Source organism: Streptomyces sp. NPDC044921, assembly GCF_056432865.1.
Window position 1 is genome coordinate 271890 of record NZ_JBWKIF010000001.1, and the last position, 17785, is coordinate 289674.

At 73.6% G+C, this 17785-nt stretch carries 15 protein-coding genes; 8 read left to right on the forward strand and 7 right to left on the reverse strand.

The genetic code is table 11. The features are described 5' to 3' along the window. Positions 1-91 precede the first annotated feature (91 nt). Positions 92-1822 (forward strand): N-acyl-D-amino-acid deacylase family protein, encoded by a 1731-nt coding sequence (locus tag AC07DA_RS01345; protein WP_479123428.1) that lies wholly within the window; start codon positions 92-94, stop codon positions 1820-1822. Beyond that, positions 1819-3270, forward strand: coding sequence for an aldehyde dehydrogenase family protein (locus AC07DA_RS01350; RefSeq protein WP_479123429.1), 1452 nt, complete (start codon positions 1819-1821; stop codon positions 3268-3270). The genes AC07DA_RS01345 and AC07DA_RS01350 overlap by 4 nt, the downstream gene beginning before the upstream one ends. A 3-nt stretch (positions 3271-3273) precedes the next feature. Here the strand turns inward: AC07DA_RS01350 and AC07DA_RS01355 are convergent, their stop codons facing one another. Beyond that, the gene (locus AC07DA_RS01355; protein WP_479123431.1) at positions 3274-3666 is read right to left on the reverse strand and encodes a nitroreductase/quinone reductase family protein; all 393 of its coding nucleotides are present in this window, start codon (positions 3664-3666) and stop codon (positions 3274-3276) included. Positions 3667-3767: 101 nt separating this feature from the next. Here AC07DA_RS01355 and AC07DA_RS01360 point away from each other — a divergent pair, with 101 nt between their 5' ends. Continuing rightward, on the forward strand, positions 3768-4598 hold the full coding sequence (locus AC07DA_RS01360; protein ID WP_479123433.1) for an endonuclease/exonuclease/phosphatase family protein: 831 nt from the start codon (positions 3768-3770) through the stop codon (positions 4596-4598). 9 nt (positions 4599-4607) lie between these two features. Here the strand turns inward: AC07DA_RS01360 and AC07DA_RS01365 are convergent, their stop codons facing one another. Continuing rightward, a complete protein-coding gene (locus tag AC07DA_RS01365) occupies positions 4608-6137 on the reverse strand; it encodes a CehA/McbA family metallohydrolase (protein WP_479123435.1) in 1530 nt (509 codons plus the stop codon). Between the two features lie 192 nt (positions 6138-6329). Here AC07DA_RS01365 and AC07DA_RS01370 point away from each other — a divergent pair, with 192 nt between their 5' ends. Both AC07DA_RS01370 and AC07DA_RS01375 read left to right on the forward strand, forming a co-directional pair. Next, positions 6330-7178, forward strand: coding sequence for an LLM class F420-dependent oxidoreductase (locus AC07DA_RS01370; protein ID WP_479123437.1), 849 nt, complete (start codon positions 6330-6332; stop codon positions 7176-7178). Between the two features lie 234 nt (positions 7179-7412). Then, the gene (locus AC07DA_RS01375; RefSeq protein WP_479123438.1) at positions 7413-9998 is read left to right on the forward strand and encodes a bifunctional FO biosynthesis protein CofGH; all 2586 of its coding nucleotides are present in this window, start codon (positions 7413-7415) and stop codon (positions 9996-9998) included. A gap of 6 nt (positions 9999-10004) precedes the next feature. Here the strand turns inward: AC07DA_RS01375 and AC07DA_RS01380 are convergent, their stop codons facing one another. Together AC07DA_RS01380 and AC07DA_RS01385 are read right to left on the reverse strand one after the other, a co-directional pair. Then, on the reverse strand, positions 10005-11414 hold the full coding sequence (locus AC07DA_RS01380; protein WP_479123440.1) for a hypothetical protein: 1410 nt from the start codon (positions 11412-11414) through the stop codon (positions 10005-10007). Between the two features lie 27 nt (positions 11415-11441). Further along, positions 11442-11912, reverse strand: a complete 471-nt coding sequence (locus tag AC07DA_RS01385; RefSeq protein WP_479123442.1) for a GtrA family protein — start codon at positions 11910-11912, stop codon at positions 11442-11444. 133 nt (positions 11913-12045) lie between these two features. Between AC07DA_RS01385 and AC07DA_RS01390 the strand changes: the two genes are divergently transcribed. Together AC07DA_RS01390 and AC07DA_RS01395 are read left to right on the forward strand one after the other, a co-directional pair. Beyond that, the gene (locus AC07DA_RS01390; protein WP_479123444.1) at positions 12046-13044 is read left to right on the forward strand and encodes a glycosyltransferase family 2 protein; all 999 of its coding nucleotides are present in this window, start codon (positions 12046-12048) and stop codon (positions 13042-13044) included. Positions 13045-13145: 101 nt separating this feature from the next. Then, positions 13146-13700 (forward strand): hypothetical protein, encoded by a 555-nt coding sequence (locus tag AC07DA_RS01395; RefSeq protein WP_479123446.1) that lies wholly within the window; start codon positions 13146-13148, stop codon positions 13698-13700. On the opposite strand, the gene AC07DA_RS01400 is transcribed toward AC07DA_RS01395, so the two are convergent. Then, the gene (locus AC07DA_RS01400; protein ID WP_479123448.1) at positions 13693-14205 is read right to left on the reverse strand and encodes a DUF2165 domain-containing protein; all 513 of its coding nucleotides are present in this window, start codon (positions 14203-14205) and stop codon (positions 13693-13695) included. The two genes, AC07DA_RS01395 and AC07DA_RS01400, sit on opposite strands and share 8 nt — an antisense overlap. Before the next feature lie 89 nt (positions 14206-14294). Here AC07DA_RS01400 and AC07DA_RS01405 point away from each other — a divergent pair, with 89 nt between their 5' ends. Beyond that, complete coding sequence (locus AC07DA_RS01405; RefSeq protein ID WP_479123449.1) at positions 14295-16697, forward strand: tetratricopeptide repeat protein; 2403 nt, start codon at positions 14295-14297, stop codon at positions 16695-16697. On the opposite strand, the gene AC07DA_RS01410 is transcribed toward AC07DA_RS01405, so the two are convergent. Continuing rightward, positions 16681-16872, reverse strand: a complete 192-nt coding sequence (locus AC07DA_RS01410) for a DUF397 domain-containing protein (protein WP_383329687.1) — start codon at positions 16870-16872, stop codon at positions 16681-16683. The genes AC07DA_RS01405 and AC07DA_RS01410 overlap by 17 nt on opposite strands. Beyond that, complete coding sequence (locus AC07DA_RS01415; RefSeq protein ID WP_479123452.1) at positions 16869-17681, reverse strand: helix-turn-helix domain-containing protein; 813 nt, start codon at positions 17679-17681, stop codon at positions 16869-16871. The genes AC07DA_RS01410 and AC07DA_RS01415 overlap by 4 nt, the downstream gene beginning before the upstream one ends. Positions 17682-17785 lie beyond the last annotated feature (104 nt).

The following is a 17785-nucleotide window of genomic DNA, read 5'->3' on the forward strand; positions in this document are numbered from 1 at the left end:
TCGTCGGCGGGTGCGGCGTGCACTGTGGCTGGTCGCGCAGTTCCCCGCGCCCCCAGGTACCAGTCCCACCGCCCACCAGGAGGTGCGCCCAGTGCTCGATCACGTCATCAAAGGTGCGACGGTCGTCGACGGGACCGGTGCCGCCGGCCGGACCGCCGACGTCGGCCTCCGCGACGGCCGGATCGCCGTCGTCGGTGAGGTCACCCAGGAAGCCCGCACCACCGAGGACGCCACCGGCCTCGTCCTCGCCCCCGGCTTCGTCGACCCCCACACCCACTACGACGCCCAGTTGTTCTGGGACCCGTACGCCACGCCCTCGCTCAACCACGGCGTCACCACCGTCGTCGGCGGGAACTGCGGGTTCACGCTGGCGCCGCTGCACCCCGGCCGGCCCGAGGACGCCGACTACACGCGGCGGATGATGTCCAGGGTCGAGGGCATGGCGCTGGTGGCGCTTCAGGAGGGCGCGCCCTGGACCTGGCACGCGTTCGGCGAGTACCTGGACGCCCTGGAGGGGCGGATCGCCGTCAACGCCGGGTTCATGGTGGGGCACTGCGCGCTGCGGCGGTACGTGATGGGGCCGCGGGCCGTGGGCGGGCAGCCGGACGGGGAACAGCTCGACGCCATGGTGCGGCTGCTGCGGGAGTCCATGGAGGCCGGGGGCTGGGGGCTGTCCACCACCCAGTCGAGGAGCCACGCGGACGGGGACGGGCAGCCGGTCGCCTCGCGGCACGCCCGGCCGGCCGAGCTGATCGCGCTGTCGCGGGCCGTCGGGGAGCACGAGGGCACCCAGATCGAGGCGATCGTCGCGGGCTGTCTCGACCGGTTCAGCGACGCGGAGATCGAGCTGTTCGCCGAGATGAGCGCGGTGGCGGGACGACCGCTGAACTGGAACGTGCTGACCATCGACGCGGCCGTGCCCGAGCGCGTGCCCCGGCAACTGCTGGCGAGTGAGCGGGCGAGGAGGGCGGGCGGCCGGGTGGTGGCCCTGACGATGCCGATCCTCACCCCGATGAACATGTCCCTGGGCACGTTCTGCGCGCTGAACCTCATCCCCGGCTGGGGGCCGGTCCTCGGCCTGCCGGTGCCCGAGCGGATCGAGAGGCTGCGCGATCCGGACGTCCGGGCCGGGATGCTGCGGCGCGCCCGCTCCAAGGAGGCGGGCGTCTTCCGGCGGCTCGCGAACTTCGGGCGCTACGTCATCGGCGACACCTACAGCGAGGCGAACGCCGGACTGACCGGGCGTGTGGTGGAGGACATCGCCGCGGAGCGCGGCCAGGACCCCTTCGCGTGCCTGGTGGAGATCTGCGCCCACGACGACCTGCGCACGGTGCTGTGGCCGATGCCGCCGGACAACGACCCGGCGTCCTGGGCGCTGCGCGCCGAGACCTGGCAGCACGAGGACGTGCTGCTCGGCGGGTCCGACGCGGGCGCGCACCTGGACCGGATGTGCGGGGCGCCGTACACGACCCGGTTCCTCGGGGACTGCCTGCGGGGACGGCGGCTGGTCGGTCTGGAGCGGGCCGTGAGGATGCTGACCGACGACCCGGCCCGGCTCTTCGGGCTGCGGCAGCGGGGGCGGATCCGCGAGGGCTGGCACGCGGACCTGGTGCTGTTCGACCCGGAGCGGATCGACGCGGGTCCGGCCACGCTGGTGCACGACCTGCCCGGCGACAGCCCGCGGCTGGACTCCCGGGCGCTCGGCGTGCGGGCCGTGTGGGTCAACGGCGTGGCGGCGATCCGGGACGACGTGGTGACCGGGGCCGTGCCGGGCCGGGTGCTGCGCTCCGGGCGGGACACGGAGACGGTGAGCACGAGGTGACGGCGGGGCAGGCGCTGTTCGTCGGCGGCTCCTGGGTGGAGCCGGAGGGCGGGCACTACGCGGTGGTCGACCCGGCCACCGAGGAGACCGTCGGGCGGGCGCCGGAGGCCTCCCGGGACCAGGTGCGCGCGGCCTGTGCCGCGGCCCGGGAGGCGTTCGGGCCGTGGTCGCGCACGGCGCCGGAGGAGCGGGCGGCCGTCCTCGGCCGGGCGGCGGACCTCATCCGGCGGGACCTGGTGCCGCACGCCGACCTGGCCCGGGCCGAGACCGGCGCCACCGCCGCCACCGCGCGCGGCATGCAGGTCGGCGTCGCCGCGGCCCGCTTCCGCCGCTACGCGCGCGTGGAGCCCGCCGAGTGGGCGGTCCCGCCGCAGATCAACGAGGCGAGTCCGATGGGCAGGGCGGGCGTGCTGGGCGCCCTGGCGGTCCGGCAGCCCGTCGGCGTCGTCGCCTGCGTCACCTCGTACAACAACCCCTGGGCCAACGCGGCCGGAAAGGTCGCCCCCGCCCTGGCCATGGGCAACACGGTCGTGGTGAAGCCCGCCCCGCAGGACCCGCTGTCGGTCTACCGGATGGCGGCGGCGCTGGAGGCGGCCGGGGTGCCGCCGGGCGTGGTGAACGTCGTGTCGGGGCGCTCGACCGAGGTCGGCGAGGCGGCCGTGGTCTCCCCGGACGTCGACATGGTCAGCTTCACCGGCTCGACCGCGGTCGGGCGGCGCATCGCCGAGGTGTGCGGGCGGGACATGAAGCGGCAGCTGATGGAGCTGGGCGGCAAGGGCGCGGCCCTCGTCTTCGACGACGCGGACCTCGCCTCGGCCGTGGCCGGCATCGGCACCACCTTCTCCTTCTACAGCGGGCAGATCTGCACGGCACCGACCCGCGTGCTGGCCCAGCGCGGGATCCACGACCGGCTGGTGGAACGACTGGCCGCCCACGCCCGCCGGCTGAAGGTCGGGGACCCGCGCGAGCCGGACACGGTCGTGGGGCCGGTGATCTCGGCGGCGCACCGGGACCGGGTGGAGTCCTACGTCGGACTGGGCCGCGAGGAGGGCGCGGTGGTGGTCACGGGCGGCGCGCGCCCGCCCCTGCCGACCGGCTTCTACGTCGCCCCGACGCTCCTGGCCGACTGCACCCACGACATGCGCGTGACCCGCGAGGAGATCTTCGGGCCGGTGGTCGTCGTCATCCCCTTCGGCGACGAGGAGGAGGGCATCGCGCTCGCCGGCGACAGCGACTACGGCCTGATCGACTACGTCTGGTCGGGCGACGTCGCCCGCGCCTTCCGGGTGGCCAGGCGCCTGCGGTCCGGCGGCGTCGGGATCAACACCGTGGGACGCAACATGGAGGCGCCCTTCGGCGGCTTCCGCAAGAGCGGCGTCGGCAGGGACGTCGGCTCCTACGCCCTGCACGCGTACAGCGAGGTGCAGGCGATCGTCTGGCCGGGGTGACCCTCACCCGTCCAGGTCCACCCGCACCGTCAGCAGGTCCGTCCCGAACGCCCGCACCCCCAGGCTGTTGAGCCGGGGCAGCCCGCGCAGCCGCGCCACCGGGTCGTCGTCCGGCAGGAGACGTGCCGTTCCCTCGTGCCACCGCCCGCGGATCCGCACGCGCACCCGCGGATCGGCCTTGATGTTGCGCACGTACTGGGACCGTTCGCCGAACTCCGACACCAGCCAGAAGCAGTCGCCGACGCGGCGGCCGCCCACCGGGGTGCGCCGGGGCAGTCCGGAGACGCGCCCCCGGGTCTCCAGGACCGTCTGCAGCGGCAGGCGCCGCAGCAGCGGGTTGACGCGGCGCTGGAACGCCGTGGTGACGCGCAATCTCAGGTCGGTACTGCGGGACATGGCGGGGACGACTCCTTCGGGCACGGTTCTCATCGCTTCCGCGGGGGACCCTGCTTCAATGATGATCCTCTGACACGGCTGACGGGAGCGGGTGGCCGGCGGTGCGCATAGTGACCTGGAACCTCTGGTGGCGCTTCGGGCCGTGGCAGGCGCGGCAGAAGGCCATCCTGACCGCCCTGCGGGAGCTGAACCCCGACGTCGTGGGCCTGCAGGAGGTGTGGGCCGCCGACGGCGAGAACCTCGCCGAGTGGCTGGCCGGCGAGCTGGGCCTGCACTGCGCCTGGGCCGCTTCGCCCACTCCCGGGCGCTGGCGGGCACGGATCGGGGATCCCACGGTCGACATAGGCAACGCCGTGCTCAGCCGGTGGCCGGTCGTCGACCGGGACGCCCTGCCGCTGCCCGCCCCGCCCGACCTGGACGACGGCCGGCTGGCCCTCTACGCGCGCATCGCCGCGCCCGGCCACGACGTCCCCTTCTTCACCGCGCACTTCACCTCCGCCGTGCACGCCTCGGCGGTCCGCCGCGGCCAGGCCACCGCGCTCGCCGAGTTCGTCGCCCGGCACCGCGGCGGCACCGCCTTCCCGCCCGTCGTCACCGGCGACCTCAACGCCTGGCCGGACTCCGACGAGGTCCGCCTCCTCGGCGGCTACCGGACCGCCCCGGCCGTGCCCGGCCAGGTCCTGCTCGACGCCTGGGAGTACGCCGACCCGGCCGCCCCCGCCGCCACCTGGGACGCCGCCAACCCGTACGTGGCGGCGACCCACGAGCCGAGCGTGCGCATCGACTACGTCCACGTCGGCCCGCCCGGCCCCGGCGGCCTCGGCCGGGTGCGGCACGTACGGCGGGCCTGCGACGGCCCGGTGGACGGCGTGTGGCCCTCCGACCACGCGGCCGTGGTGGCCGACCTGGCCGACGTGGCGGACCCGGCCTGACCCGGCTCCTCAGTCCGCGCGGCGGCCCAGGAAGACCGGGTTGGTGAAGGCCGCCAGCGCCCCGGGCACCGGGCCCGCCGCCGCCTCGTGCCGCAACTCGGCCCGCACGTACGCCGCGTAGGACGGCGTCGTCCGCCACTCGACGGTGCCCGAGCCGGACACCGGCAGCGGGGCGCTGGTGTGCAGCACGCCCTGGTCGGTGACGAAACGGACCGTGCAGCGCGGGGCGCCCGTGACCTCCAGGCGGACGGTGACCGGGGTGTCGCGGCCGACGGCGAGGCGCTCGCCGATGCCCGCGTGCTCACCGCGCCCGCCGGACGCCCGGAAGGACAGCGCCACCTTGGCGGACTCGGCGACGTACGACCGTCCCGCCCGGATGCCCTCCTGGATGGCCCGGCGGGTCAGGTCGTCGGCCAGCACCACCGTCTGGGGGCTGCCCACGGCGTCCGGGGAGCGGTGGGCGTCGCTGCTGCCCATCGCCGGGATCCAGTCGCGCCCCTCCCGCACGGAGGCCACCAGCATGCTGTCCCAGTCGGCCAGCGCCACCTCGTCGTCGGGCGTGTAGGGGCCGTTCCACACCTCGACGGCGTCGGCCTCGCCGAAACCGAACTTCCAGTTGCAGCCGACGCAGGTGGCGTGCGGGTGGGCCGGGACGACCAGGCCGCCGGCCCGCCGGATCTGCCGGGCGAACCGGCCGAAGCGGTTGTCGCGGGCCCGGTAGCGCCAGTCGACGAAGGTGCCCGGGTCGGTGCCGAGGGCGACCACGTGGCCGTTGCGGGTGGTGACCTCCTCACCCAGCATCACCAGCAGGTCGTCCCCGGCCACGTCGGCCCAGTGGGCGTGCGCGGAGTGCGTGTTGTGCTCGGAGGAGTTGATGAAGTCCAGGCCGGCGGCGCGGGCCAGCTCCCCGATCTCGGCGGGGGTGCGGCGGCCGTCGGAGTACCAGGAGTGCAGGTGGCAGTCGCCCCGGTACCAGGCACGCCCCCGCCCCTCGGCCCGCTCCGGCGGGTACACCGGCCGGGCCGTCTCGCCCGGCTCGCCGTACGTCAGCGTGATCGTGATCTCGTACGTCAGGCCCTGCGGGGCGACCGTGTACGGGCCGAGCGCGATGTGCCAGGTGCCCTCGCGGACCGGGCCCGGGATGTAGCCCGGCGTGGCGTCGTCGGCCCGGATGAAGAACTCCGTGCGCGCCCCGCCCGACCAGCCCCGGAACCCCTTGCCCCCCAGCTCGGTGCCGCGCTCGTCGAAGACGCCGATGTCGAGGGCGTTGCCCGTGGTGCCGGCCGGCACGGACGGCCGGTCGTAGGTGTAGGCGACCCTGAGCTCCCGCACCCCGGCCGGGACCTCGACGGGCACGTACACGAAGTCGGGCGACCCGGGCGGCAGCGTGCCCCGCACCGTTCTGGTCTCCTGGTCGCCGTCGTCCTGGTTCCGGTCGTCCGCTGAAGCGAAGCTCACGCTCCCCAACGTAAGCGCGGCGGCCGCTCCCGTCACGAACAGGGCGCGCCGGCCGAGCCCGCCGTGGTTGTCCTCGCACATGCTGCTGCTCCCCAGGGGTCGTCGCTGACAGGCATGGGTGGTGCGGAGGTGGTGCGTGCCACCCTGGTATTGAGGCGTGAACCGGCGTGCAAGGGAAGGGGGCCCGGGGGCGGGGAGCAGGGGAACGGGCCGCGCGTGCGGTGCCGACCGGTCGGTATGGACACGTCGGCGGCCCTCGGGTAGAGATGGTCCATGCGCATCGCCGTGACGATCTTCCTCACCGACGAGACGATCACCCCGACCCGGCTGGCCCGGGAGCTGGAGGAGCGTGGATTCGCCGGGCTTTACCTGCCCGAGCACACGCACATCCCCGTCGAGCGGACCACGCCCTACCCGGCGGGCGGGGAGCTGCCGCGCGAGTACGGCCGTACGCTCGACGCGTTCGTGGCGCTCGGGCAGGCCGCCGCCGTCACGGAGCGGCTCGGGCTCGGTACGGGCATCACGCTCGTCGCCCAGCACGACCCGATCGACCTGGCCAAGCGGATCGCCACCCTGGACCACCTCTCCGGCGGCCGGTTCACGCTGGGCGTGGGCTTCGGCTGGAACGTCGAGGAGGCCGCCGACCACGGCGTGCGCTGGCGCACCCGGCGCGAGTTGGTGAAGGACCGCATGGCGCTGATGCGGGCGCTGTGGTCGCCGGAACCGGTCGCGTACGAGGGGGAGTTCGGCTCGGTCCGGGCCAGCGAGGCGCACCCCAAGCCGGTGCGCAAGCCGCGCGGTCCCGTGGTCGGCCCGCGCACGCTCGTCGGCGGGGCGGCCGGGCCCAAGCTGTTCGACCACGTCTGCGCGTACGCCGACGGCTGGCTGCCCATCGGCGGGCGCGGCCTGGCCGAGTCCCTGCCGAGGCTGCGCGCCGCCTGGAGCGAGGCGGGCCGCGACCCCGAGGCCCTCCAGGTCGTCCCGTACGCCGTCCACCCGACCCCGGGCAAGCTCGCCCACTACGCCGACCTCGGCATCGAGGAGGTCGTGGTGCAGCTGCCGCCGGCGGGGGAGGCGGAGGTACTGAAGACCCTGGACCAGTACGGGGCGTTCGCGGGGTAGTCGGCGTCTCGTCTGCGGAGCGGGGTGAGCGGCCGGCTGCGGTCCGTCGTGGCCGGTCGCGCAGTTCCCCGTGCCCCTGAAGGAGGGCCTGCGGCCCTTCAGGGGCGCGGGGAACTGCGCGAGGAACCACCCACCATCCGCACCCGCCGACGTACCCGCAGTCCCGAACCGGATGGCGCCCGGTCACTCCGGCGCCGCTGACTCGGCCGATCAGCCCACTCGTATGCTCGAAGGATGACGACTCCCGCGACCTCCGGAACCGGCCCCACCGAGAACTCCCTGCGTCGCGCCCTGAAACGGGCCAGGGACGGCGTCTCCCTCGACGTCGCCGAGGCGGCGGTCCTGCTCCAGGCCCGGGGCGAGCACCTGGAGGACCTGTCGGCCTCGGCCGCCCGGGTGCGGGACGCGGGCCTGGAGGCGGCCGGCCGGCCCGGCGTCATCACGTACTCCAAGAGCGTCTTCATCCCCCTGACGCGGCTGTGCCGGGACAAGTGCCACTACTGCACGTTCGTCACCGTGCCCGGCAAGCTGCGCCGCGAGGGCCACGGGATGTTCATGTCCCCGGACGAGGTGCTGGACATCGCCCGCAAGGGCGCCACCCTCGGCTGCAAGGAAGCCCTCATCACCCTCGGCGACAAGCCGGAGGACCGCTGGCCGGAGGCGCGCGAGTGGCTCGACGCGCACGGCTACGACGACACCCTCGCCTACGTCCGCGCCGTCTCCGTCCGCATCCTGGAGGAGACGGGCCTGCTGCCCCACCTCAACCCGGGCGTGATGAGCTGGTCCGACTTCCAGCGCCTCAAGCCCGTCGCGCCCAGCATGGGCATGATGCTGGAGACCACCGCGACCCGCCTGTGGTCGGAGCCCGGTGGCCCTCACCACGGCTCGCCCGACAAGGAGCCCGCGGTCCGCCTGCGCGTCCTGGAGGACGCCGGGCGTTCCTCCGTCCCCTTCACCTCCGGGCTGCTCATAGGCATCGGCGAGACCTACGAGGAGCGCGCCGAGTCGCTGTTCACGCTGCGGAAGGTGTCCCGGGCCTACCACGGGATCCAGGAGCTGATCATCCAGAACTTCCGCGCCAAGCCGGACACCGCGATGCGCGGCATGCCCGACGCGGAACTGGACGACCTCGTCGCCACGGTCGCCGTCGCCCGCCTCCTCATGGGCCCGGGCGGCAACATCCAGGCCCCGCCCAACCTCGTCGACGACGAGTACGAGCGGCTGATCCGCGCCGGCATCGACGACTGGGGCGGCGTCTCCCCGCTCACCATCGACCACGTCAACCCCGAGCGCCCCTGGCCGCAGATCGAGCAGCTCGCCGAGAAGTCCCGCGCGGCCGGGTTCGAGCTGCGCGAACGCCTCTGCGTCTACCCGGAGTTCGTCCGGCGCGGCGAGCCCTGGCTGGACCCGCGGCTGCGCCCGCACGTGGCGGCCCTGGCCGACCCGGAGACCGGCCTGGCCCGCCCGGAGGTCCTGCCGCGGGGTCTGCCCTGGCAGGAGCCGGAGGAGGTCTTCACCGCCTCCGGCCGTACGGACCTGCACTCCTCGATCGACACCGAGGGCCGCAGCTCCGACCGCCGGGACGACTTCGACGAGGTGTACGGCGACTGGGGCGCCCTGCGCGAGGCCGCCGCCCCGGGCATGGCACCCGAGCGCATCGACACCGACGTACGGCAGGCCCTGCGCACGGCGGCCGACGACCCGACGAAGCTCACCGACGACGAGGCGCTGGCCCTGCTGCACGCGGACGGCCCGGCCCTGGACGCCCTCGCCCGGGTCGCCGACGACGTGCGCAAGTCGGCGGTCGGCGACGACGTCACCTACATCGTCACGCGCAACATCAACTTCACCAACGTCTGCTACACCGGCTGCCGTTTCTGCGCCTTCGCCCAGCGCCGCACCGACGCCGACGCCTACACCCTCTCCCTGGACCAGGTCGCCGACCGGGCCCAGCAGGCCTGGGACGTGGGCGCGGTGGAGGTCTGCATGCAGGGCGGCATCCACCCGGACCTGCCGGGCACGGCCTACTTCGACATCGCCCGGGCGGTGAAGGAACGCGTCCCGGGCATGCACGTGCACGCCTTCTCGCCGATGGAGGTCGTCAACGGCGCGACCCGCACGGGCATGTCGGTCCGCGAGTGGCTGACGGCGGCGAAGGAAGCGGGCCTGGACACCATCCCGGGCACGGCCGCCGAGATCCTCGACGACGAGGTCCGCTGGATCCTCACCAAGGGCAAGCTGCCCGCGGCCGACTGGATCGACGTCGTGACCACGGCCCACGAACTGGGCATCCGCTCGTCCTCGACGATGATGTACGGGCACGTCGACCAGCCCCGCCACTGGCTCGGGCACCTGCGCACCCTGGCCGGCATCCAGCAACGCACGGGCGGCTTCACCGAGTTCGTGACGCTGCCGTTCGTGCACACCAACGCGCCGGTCTACCTGGCGGGGATCGCCCGCCCGGGCCCGACCATGCGGGACAACCGCGCGGTCACGGCCATGGCCCGGTTGCTGCTGCACCCGTACATCCCCAACATCCAGACCAGCTGGGTCAAGCTCGGTACGGAAGGGGCGGCCGAGATGCTGCGCTCGGGCGCCAACGACCTCGGCGGCACGCTCATGGAGGAGACCATCTCCCGCATGGCGGGCTCGTCGTACGGCTCGTACAAGTCGGTGAAGGACCTGGTCGCCGTGGCGGAGGCGGCCGGGCGTCCGGCCAGGCCCCGTACCACCCTGTACGGCGAGGTGCCGCAGGAGCGGCAGCGTGCGGCGGCGGCCTCCGACGGGCATCTGCCGCAGCTGCTTCCGGTGCTGGACTGACGGGTTCTACCGGCCCCCGGCGTCCGCCGGCTGGTGCTCCGCCAGGGGCCGGCCGGTCGTGGCGCCGGGGTGCGCGGGCCGCGGGGGAGGCGTGCCCCGGCCCGTCCACAGCAGCAGCACGCCGAGGCCGCAGGCGAGCGCCGGCCAGTACACGTAGCGGAAGTCCGTCGCGGGCATGGTCGGCAGATAGCCGAGGATGTAGGCCGTCGCGCTGACGCCCAGCGCCCGGACCGGTACGGCGAACAGCCCCTTGCCCGGCCGGACGGCCAGCACCAGCGCGACGGCGAGCCAGAACCAGCCGCGGAACAGCCACCGCAGGTCCGTCGCCATGCCGTTGATGTAGCTGCCGAGCGTGGCCTCCAGCTGCGGGTGCGCGACCTCGATGCCCAGGTCGTTGCGGGTGATGCCCGCCTTGTACACGTAGTCGGTCTCGAACAGCAGCGTCGCGAACAGCCGCAGCCGGTACTGGAGGTACCCCGGCACGTGCCCGCTCATCTCCCGCAGCCACAGGGAGGTGATCTCGCCGGAGTCCCCGCGCAGCCCGTCGGCGGGACGCTCGTAACAGGCCCAGTACGCGTCCGACAGGGCGCCGGTGCGGGCGCACTCGCGTGCCGACGCCACGAGCCGGTCCCGCAGTCCGGGCGGGACGTCCGCCGAGCGCAGTTCGTCCACCGTCAGCACGTGCACCAGGTCGTCGAGCATGATCTGCGCGCCCTGCTCGGTCCGCAGCGGCTGGGCGAACAGGGAGATGGCGGCGGCGGGCACGACGAGCCCGGCCGCGAGGGCCGCCGTGCACGTCACCCAGGTACGGCGCCCGGGGGACCGCCACAGCGCGAGGACCAGCAGGACGAAGACGGGCAGCGCGGCCAGGAAGGCGTTCTTGCGCACGAGCATGGCGTAGGCGAGGAACAGCACGCCGAGACCGAGCAGCGCCCACCGCACGGCGGGACGCGCCCCGGCTTCCCGGACCCGCAGCCCGGTGATGGCGACCGCGCACGCCGCGAGCAGGGCGAACGCCGCGTGCACGTCCTTCCACACCACACCGGCGAACGTCAGTACGAAAGGCGTCAGACCCAGCCCGAGCACCGCGAGCGAACCGGCCCGGCTGCCGGTCAGCTCCCACACCGCCCAGGACAGCACCCACAACGCCCCCCACAGGACGAGGGACTGCAGGACGAGCATCGACGCGATCGCGCCGGTCACCGCGATGAGGGCCCGCCACACCAGGCTCAGCACGGGCGGGTGCCAGTCGGTCAGGGGCGTGCGGCCCTCGGCCTGCCGGAGCTGGTCGAGGCTGTCGGGGCTCAGGAAGCCCGGGGCGAAGACGAGGACCGTGCCCAGGCAGCAGACGGCGGCGAGGACGGCCAGACCCGCCATCCAGCGCTGCCCGTCCGACAGTCGTCCCTTTTGTGACATATGCCGGATGCTAGCGGCTCGGTGCGCTCAGGGGGCGACGAAGACGTAGCGCCGGTAGGCGTAGAAGCGGAACAGCGTCGCGAGCACCCAGCCGAGGATCCGGGCGGTGTTGTCGCTGAGCGCCGAGTCGAGTCCGAGCAACTGCCGTGAGGCGAAGACCGTCCCGGCCGTGATGACGAGCCCGACGCCGTTGGCGACGAGGAACAGCGCCAGCTCGTGGGCCACCTTCTCGCGGTGCTGGTGGCGGTAGGTCCAGTAGCGGTTGCCGACCCAGCTGAAGAGGGCCGCCGCGCCCGTGGCGAGCACGGACGCCTGCACGGGAGCGGTCCGCATCGCCCCGCCCCCGGCGCCGCCGGGCAGGCCGAAGACCAGCAGGTTGTAGCCACCGTTGTCGACGACGAAGGCCAGGGCCCCGATGACGCCGAACTTGGCGGCCTCCCGCCAGACGCCCTTGAGGGCGTCGCGCGCACGCAGCGTCACGGATGCGAGGACCGGCACCCGGCGAGCGTAACGACCCGGCGCCCCCGCGCGCCCCAGACGCGCGTATATCGCATGATTTACCCACAAAAGCGTGCCTGGCGAACCGGCAGGCGAACCAGGCAGGCGAACCAGGCATCGGTCCGGGTGAGGAGTGGTCGTGGAACCGACGATCGCGTGTGTCGTGCCGTGTCACAACGAGGAGGCGGCCGTCGGCAAGGTCGTCCGCGACCTGCGCGCCGCCCTCCCCGAGGCCGTCGTCTACGTGTACGACAACGCCTCCACCGACCGCACGGCGGAACTCGCCCGCGAGGCGGGCGCGATCGTCCGGCACGAGTCCCGCAAGGGCAAGGGCAACGTCATCCGCCGCGCCTTCGCCGACGTGGACGCCGACGCCCTGCTCATCATCGACGGCGACGACACCTACGACGCCTCCCGCGCCCGCGACCTGGTCGACCTGCTCTTCGAGGGACCCTACGACCAGGTCGTCGGCGCCCGCCGGGTCACCTGCGACGGGGCCTACCGGGCGGGGCACGCGGTGGGCAACAAGGTGCTCACCGGGGCGGTGCGCTCCCTGTTCGGCAACGACGTGACCGACATGCTCAGCGGCTACCGGGTCTTCTCGCGGCGCTTCGTGAAGTCCTTCCCGGCCCTGGCCCGCGAGTTCGAGACCGAGACCGAGATGACCATCCACACCCTGCACCTGCGGCTGCCCACCGCCGAGGTGCCCGTGGACTACCGGGTCCGGCCCGCCGGCGGCGAGAGCAAGCTGCGCACCTACCGGGACGGCTGGCGCATCCTGCGGGTCATCCTCGACCTGGCGCGCCGCGAACGCCCCTCCCTCGTCCACACCGTGATCGCGGGCGTCCTCGCCCTGGTCTCGGTGCTCCTCGGCATCCCCGTCATCGCCGACTTCGTCCGCACGGGCACGGTGCCCCGCGTCCCCACGGCGATCCTCGCCGCCGCGATCATGACGATCGCCGCGCTGGTCCTGCTCGTGGGCTACATCCTGGAGTCGCTCACCCACATGCGGCAGGAGCAGACCCGGCTGGTGCACCTCGCCTACCCGGCCCCGGTGCGCGCCCCGCGCCACACCGCGCGCGGTGCCGGCCGGGGTCCCGTGCCGGTCCGCAAGGCCGCCGGGGGTCCCTGAGAAGCCGGGCCCCCGAGGCCGCCGGGGAGCGGCGGGCGCGCAGTACGATGATCGGAACCCCGGTGCTGTGCGGGGTCCCGTGACTGAGGAGATGCGTACCGGTGCCTGCCCGACTTCCTTCGTGGGCCTGGACGACCGGGCTGACCGTGGGAGCGATAGCCGCGGTGACGGTCCTGGCCGTGCAGGCGGACCAGGGCCCGCATCCCACCGCGAGCTCGGCCAAGCCGAGCGCCTCGGTGCCCGCGCGGCCCACGCCCACGGCGTCCGCACCGGCCCGGGTCCCCGACGGCTCCGGCACCGGCCGGCGCATCGTCTACTCCCTCGGGGACAAGCGGGTGTGGATGGTCGACGCGAGCGAGGCGACCCGCCGGACGTTCACGGTCTGGCCGGGCACGGTCAGCCCCGACCCCGGCACCTACACGATCTCGTCCCGCAACGAGGCCACGACCGGCTCCGACGGCGTCCCGATCGAGCACATCATGTACTTCGCCGCGCAGGACGGCGTCTCCGTCGCCTTCTCCAACGCGGTCGACGGGTCCTCCCCGCCGCCCGCCGCCTCCGGCGGGAAGACCGGCGGGGTCCGGATGAAGAAGGCGGACGGCACGGCACTGTGGGCGTTCGGCACGGTCGGCACGACCGTGGCCGTGGTCAGGTAGCGGAGGTCTCCGTACGCGGGGCCGTCAGCTGGTTGACGATCAGCACGACCCCGCTGAACAGGAAGATCCGGGTCGCGGCGTCCAGCCCGTTCCAGTTCTTCGACTGCCACATCGAGAACCACTCACCGCCGATCGCGATGAACCCGGCCCCGAACAGCAGCATCACCATCAGCAGCCCGTACGTCGACATCCGCCGGGCGCGCACGGCGTCGCGTCTGACCCACAGCCACGTCCCGTACACCAGGACGAGCGCGGCGGCGGTCTCCCACACGATGATCGCGACGTAGGCGGCGTCCTGGAGTCCCTCGCTGGTGATCGCACGCCACATCAGGTCCTCGTCCTTGAACGTGGTGTCCATCGCCAGCACGTGCCGGACGAACTGCTGGTTGGTGCCGAAGTCGGTGATGTTCCCGAAGGCGACCAGCGCCATGTAGAGGGCGATGGTCCCGGTGAGCAGCGTGGCGGCGAGCGACAGCCCGCCGCGGGGGGTTGTGGAGGTGGCCATGGCGATCATTCTTCCCAACTGCTGCTCCCCACGCGACAGAATGGTGAGGGACAGCGGTCGGCCGGAGGCGAGCGGAGGGGGAGGCGCGCATGACGCGGACGGGCCCGTCGATGCAGGAGCTGATCCGGCGGCGCACCCGGGCCGGTTTCGTCGGCCGGTCCGCCGAACGCGCCCTGTTCCGCGCCAACTTCACCACCGAACCGGACGACGAACGCCACCGCTTCCGCTTCCACGTGCACGGCAACGCGGGCGTCGGGAAGACCTTCCTGCTGCGCGAGTGGGAGCAGATCGCCCGCGACCAGGGCGCGCTGACGGCACGGGTCGACGACAGCGCGGGCAGCCTGCCGGAGGTACTGGCCGGGATCAGCCGCCAGTTCGCCGCCCAGGGCCGCCGCATGAAGGAGCTGGACCGCCTCCTCGCCGCCCACCGTGAGCGGCGGCACGAGGCGGAGCTGGCCGTGCTCGCCGCGCAGACGGAGGAGGGAGACGGCCCGTCGGCGGGCGGGCGGCTGGCGGCCCGGGCCGGTGTGGTGGCGCTGGGCATGGTCCCGGTGGCCGGGCCACTGGCGGGCCTGCTCGACGCGGACCAACTCGCTGAAGGCGCCGACCGGTTGCGGACGAGGGTGCTGTCCCGGCTGCGCGACCACGAGGACGCCCAGCTGGTCCTCGCCCCGGAGCGGGTCCTCACACCGGTCTTCCTGCGCGAACTCACCGAGGCGGCCGGGTCGGTCCCCTGGATCGCCCTGTTCTTCGACACGTACGAGCGCACCGCCCCGTACCTGGACGGCTGGCTGCACGAGACGATGACGACCGACCGGCACGGCGCCGTGCCCGCCACGGCGGTCGTGGTCACGGCGGGGCAGCGCCCGGTGGACCCGGCCCGCTGGGGCGGCCTGCGGGACTTCGTCACGGACGTGCCCCTGGCCCCCTTCACGGAGGCGGAGACCCGCGGCCTGCTCGCGGACCGGGGGGTGACCGCCGAACCGGTCGTCCAGGAGGTCCTGCGCCTCACCGGCGGCCTTCCCGTCCTGGTCTCCACCCTCGCCGAGTCCCGCCCCGCCGACCCGGACGACGTCGGCGACCCGAGCGCCACGGCCGTCGACCGCTTCCTGCGCTGGGAGCGCGACCCCGTGCGGCGGTCCGCCGCGCTGGCCTGCGCGCTGCCCCGCTGGCTCGACGCGGACGTGTTCCGGGCGGCGGCCGACTGCCCGGCGGAGGAGGCGGAGAGCGTCTACGCGTGGCTGCGCGGCATGCCGTTCGTCACCGACCGGGGCGGGCAGCGGCTGCGGTACCACGATGTCGTACGGGCGCCGATGCTGCGCGCGGAGCGGCGGCGGTCGCCGCGCGGCTGGGCCGAACGGCACCGGCGGCTGGCCGCCACGTTCCGGGCCTGGCGCGAGGAGACGGAGACGGACCGGGAGCCCGGGGCGCTGTGGCCGGACGAGGCGTGGCGGGAGCTACGGCTGGCCGAGACGTACCACGTCCTGTGCGCCGGGACACGGAACGCGCTGCCGGACGCGTTGCACGACGTCGTGCACGCCTGCGAGGCGGGCGCGGGAGTGGCCGCGCGGTGGGCACGGGTCCTGCTGGACGCGGGCCGGGACGCGGAAGCGGACGAGGTGACCGCCTGGGGCGCGGAACTCACCGCGGCACTCGAAGCGGACGGCATCGCGTCCGCACTCGGCCTCCTCCTGCGCCGCGCGGGACTCGGCACGCCGGCCCAGGCCCGCGCCCGCCTGGTACGCGGCGACGCCCTGCGCGGCGACGGCGCCTACGCACAGGCTCTCGCCGAGTACGACCGGGCCGTCGCCCTGGACCCCGAACTGGCCCCCGCCCACCGGAACCGCGCCGTGCTCCACGGACAACTGGGCGACCTGGACGCGGCGATCACCGGCCTCGACCGTGCCGTCGCCCTGGAACCGGGCAACGCCTGGTACCTCGCCCTGCGCGGCGAGCACCACCGGCTCGCACGGCACGACGCCGAGGCGATCCGCGACCTCACCGAGGCCGTCCGCCTCGACCCGGCCAACGAGTTCCCCTGGGCCTCCCGGGGCGCCACCCACGAACGCGCCGGAAACCTGGAAGCGGCCCTGGCCGACCTGAACCAGGCCCTCGACCTCAAACCGGACTACGCCTGGGCGCTCGCCCGCCGCGCGCGAGTGTGGCGGGCCCTGGGCGACCCGGAGCGCCAACTCGCCGACCTCGACCGCGCGCTGTCGCTCACGCCCGACTGGGCGTGGGCCCGGTGCGAACGCGGCGACGCGCTGCGGGCCGCGGGCCGGGACGAGGAGGCCGTCGCCGACCTGGATGTCGCACTGACCCTGGACCCCGAGTACGCCTCGGCGTACGCGAGCCGGGGCGCGTCCCTGACCCGCCTCGGCCGCCACGCCGAGGCGCTGGCCGACCTGGACCGGGCGGTGGAACTCCGGCCGGGATACGCCTGGGCTCTGGACCGCAGGGCGGAGGTGCTCCGGGTCAGCGACCTGCCGTGAACGCGAGGAACTCCGACCACGCGGCGCGGCTGAATGCCAGGTGGGCACCGTCGCGGTGCTTGGAGTCGCGGACGTGCAGGGTGAGTTGGGGGGTGGGGGATATGGCGGCTTCGAGGCAGTCGGGGCCGTCGTTGCTGCTGTAGCTGCTCTTGAACCAGACGAGCTCTGTGGTCACGTCTCTTCTCCCAGAACTTTTCCGATGAAGGCCAGGGACTCTTCGGGCGACAGGGCCTGCGCCCGGATCATTCCATAGCGCATGTCGAGGATCTGGGCGTCCCGGGGGTCGCTGATCACGCGATTGTGCAACTGGGCCTCGAAGTGCCCCAGGGTCTTGCCCTCCTGCAACTTCAGCACTCGGAACGGACCCGCCATCCCTGCGTGATCCTCCCGGTCCGTCGGCATGACCTGGATCGACACGTGCCGCAACTTGGCCATCTCCAACAGGTGTTCGAGTTGTCGGCGCAGCACCATTCTGCCTCCGACAGGCCTGCGTAGCGTCGTCTCTTCCTGGACAAAGGTGATGAGCGGTCGCGGCACTCGGTCGAACACGGCCTTCCGTGCCATGCGCGCCGCGACGTACCGCTCGATCTCGTCCTCGGTGAAGGCCGGTCGCCTCATGGCGTACAACGCCTGGGCGTACTCCTGGGTCTGGAGGAGCCCGTGAATCTGGTGATTGTCGTAGGCCCCGAGTTCGATGGCCTCGCCCTCAAGCTTCGCCAGATCCCGCACCGTTTTCGGATACCGAGCCTTCTCCACATCCTCTTTCATCGCGGCGAGCTTGCCCCCGGCGTGGAGCACCTCGTCCGCCTTGTCGAGAAAATCCGGCTTGGGGATGCGGCGGGCCCGCTCCACCGACGACACCATCTCCTCGCCGTACCCGATGGCCGCGCCCAGCTCCGCCTGCTTCAGCCCCGCCGCCTCGCGCCACATCTTGATCTGCCGCCCGACGGTCCTGAGCACGGCCGCCGCTTCCTCGTCCTCCACGCCTTCCCCTCCTGACGTACGACCCGTACGACCCCGTCACGCGTCCGGACAGTCACGCTCCGTACCGGGGTCGTCGCTGTTCAGGGTAGGGACGGGCGGCCACG

Bases quoted from the DNA above. Each gene is read 5' to 3' on its own strand.
- AC07DA_RS01370 (WP_479123437.1), top strand. From the start codon at position 6,330: ATGCGCATCGCCGTGACGATCTTCCTCACCGACGAGACGATCACCCCG.
- AC07DA_RS01355 (WP_479123431.1), bottom strand. From the start codon at position 3,666: ATGTCCCGCAGTACCGACCTGAGATTGCGCGTCACCACGGCGTTCCAG.
- AC07DA_RS01400 (WP_479123448.1), bottom strand. From the start codon at position 14,205: ATGGCCACCTCCACAACCCCCCGCGGCGGGCTGTCGCTCGCCGCCACG.
- AC07DA_RS01405 (WP_479123449.1), top strand. From the start codon at position 14,295: ATGACGCGGACGGGCCCGTCGATGCAGGAGCTGATCCGGCGGCGCACC.
- AC07DA_RS01380 (WP_479123440.1), bottom strand. From the start codon at position 11,414: ATGTCACAAAAGGGACGACTGTCGGACGGGCAGCGCTGGATGGCGGGT.
- AC07DA_RS01365 (WP_479123435.1), bottom strand. From the start codon at position 6,137: ATGTGCGAGGACAACCACGGCGGGCTCGGCCGGCGCGCCCTGTTCGTG.
- AC07DA_RS01375 (WP_479123438.1), top strand. From the start codon at position 7,413: ATGACGACTCCCGCGACCTCCGGAACCGGCCCCACCGAGAACTCCCTG.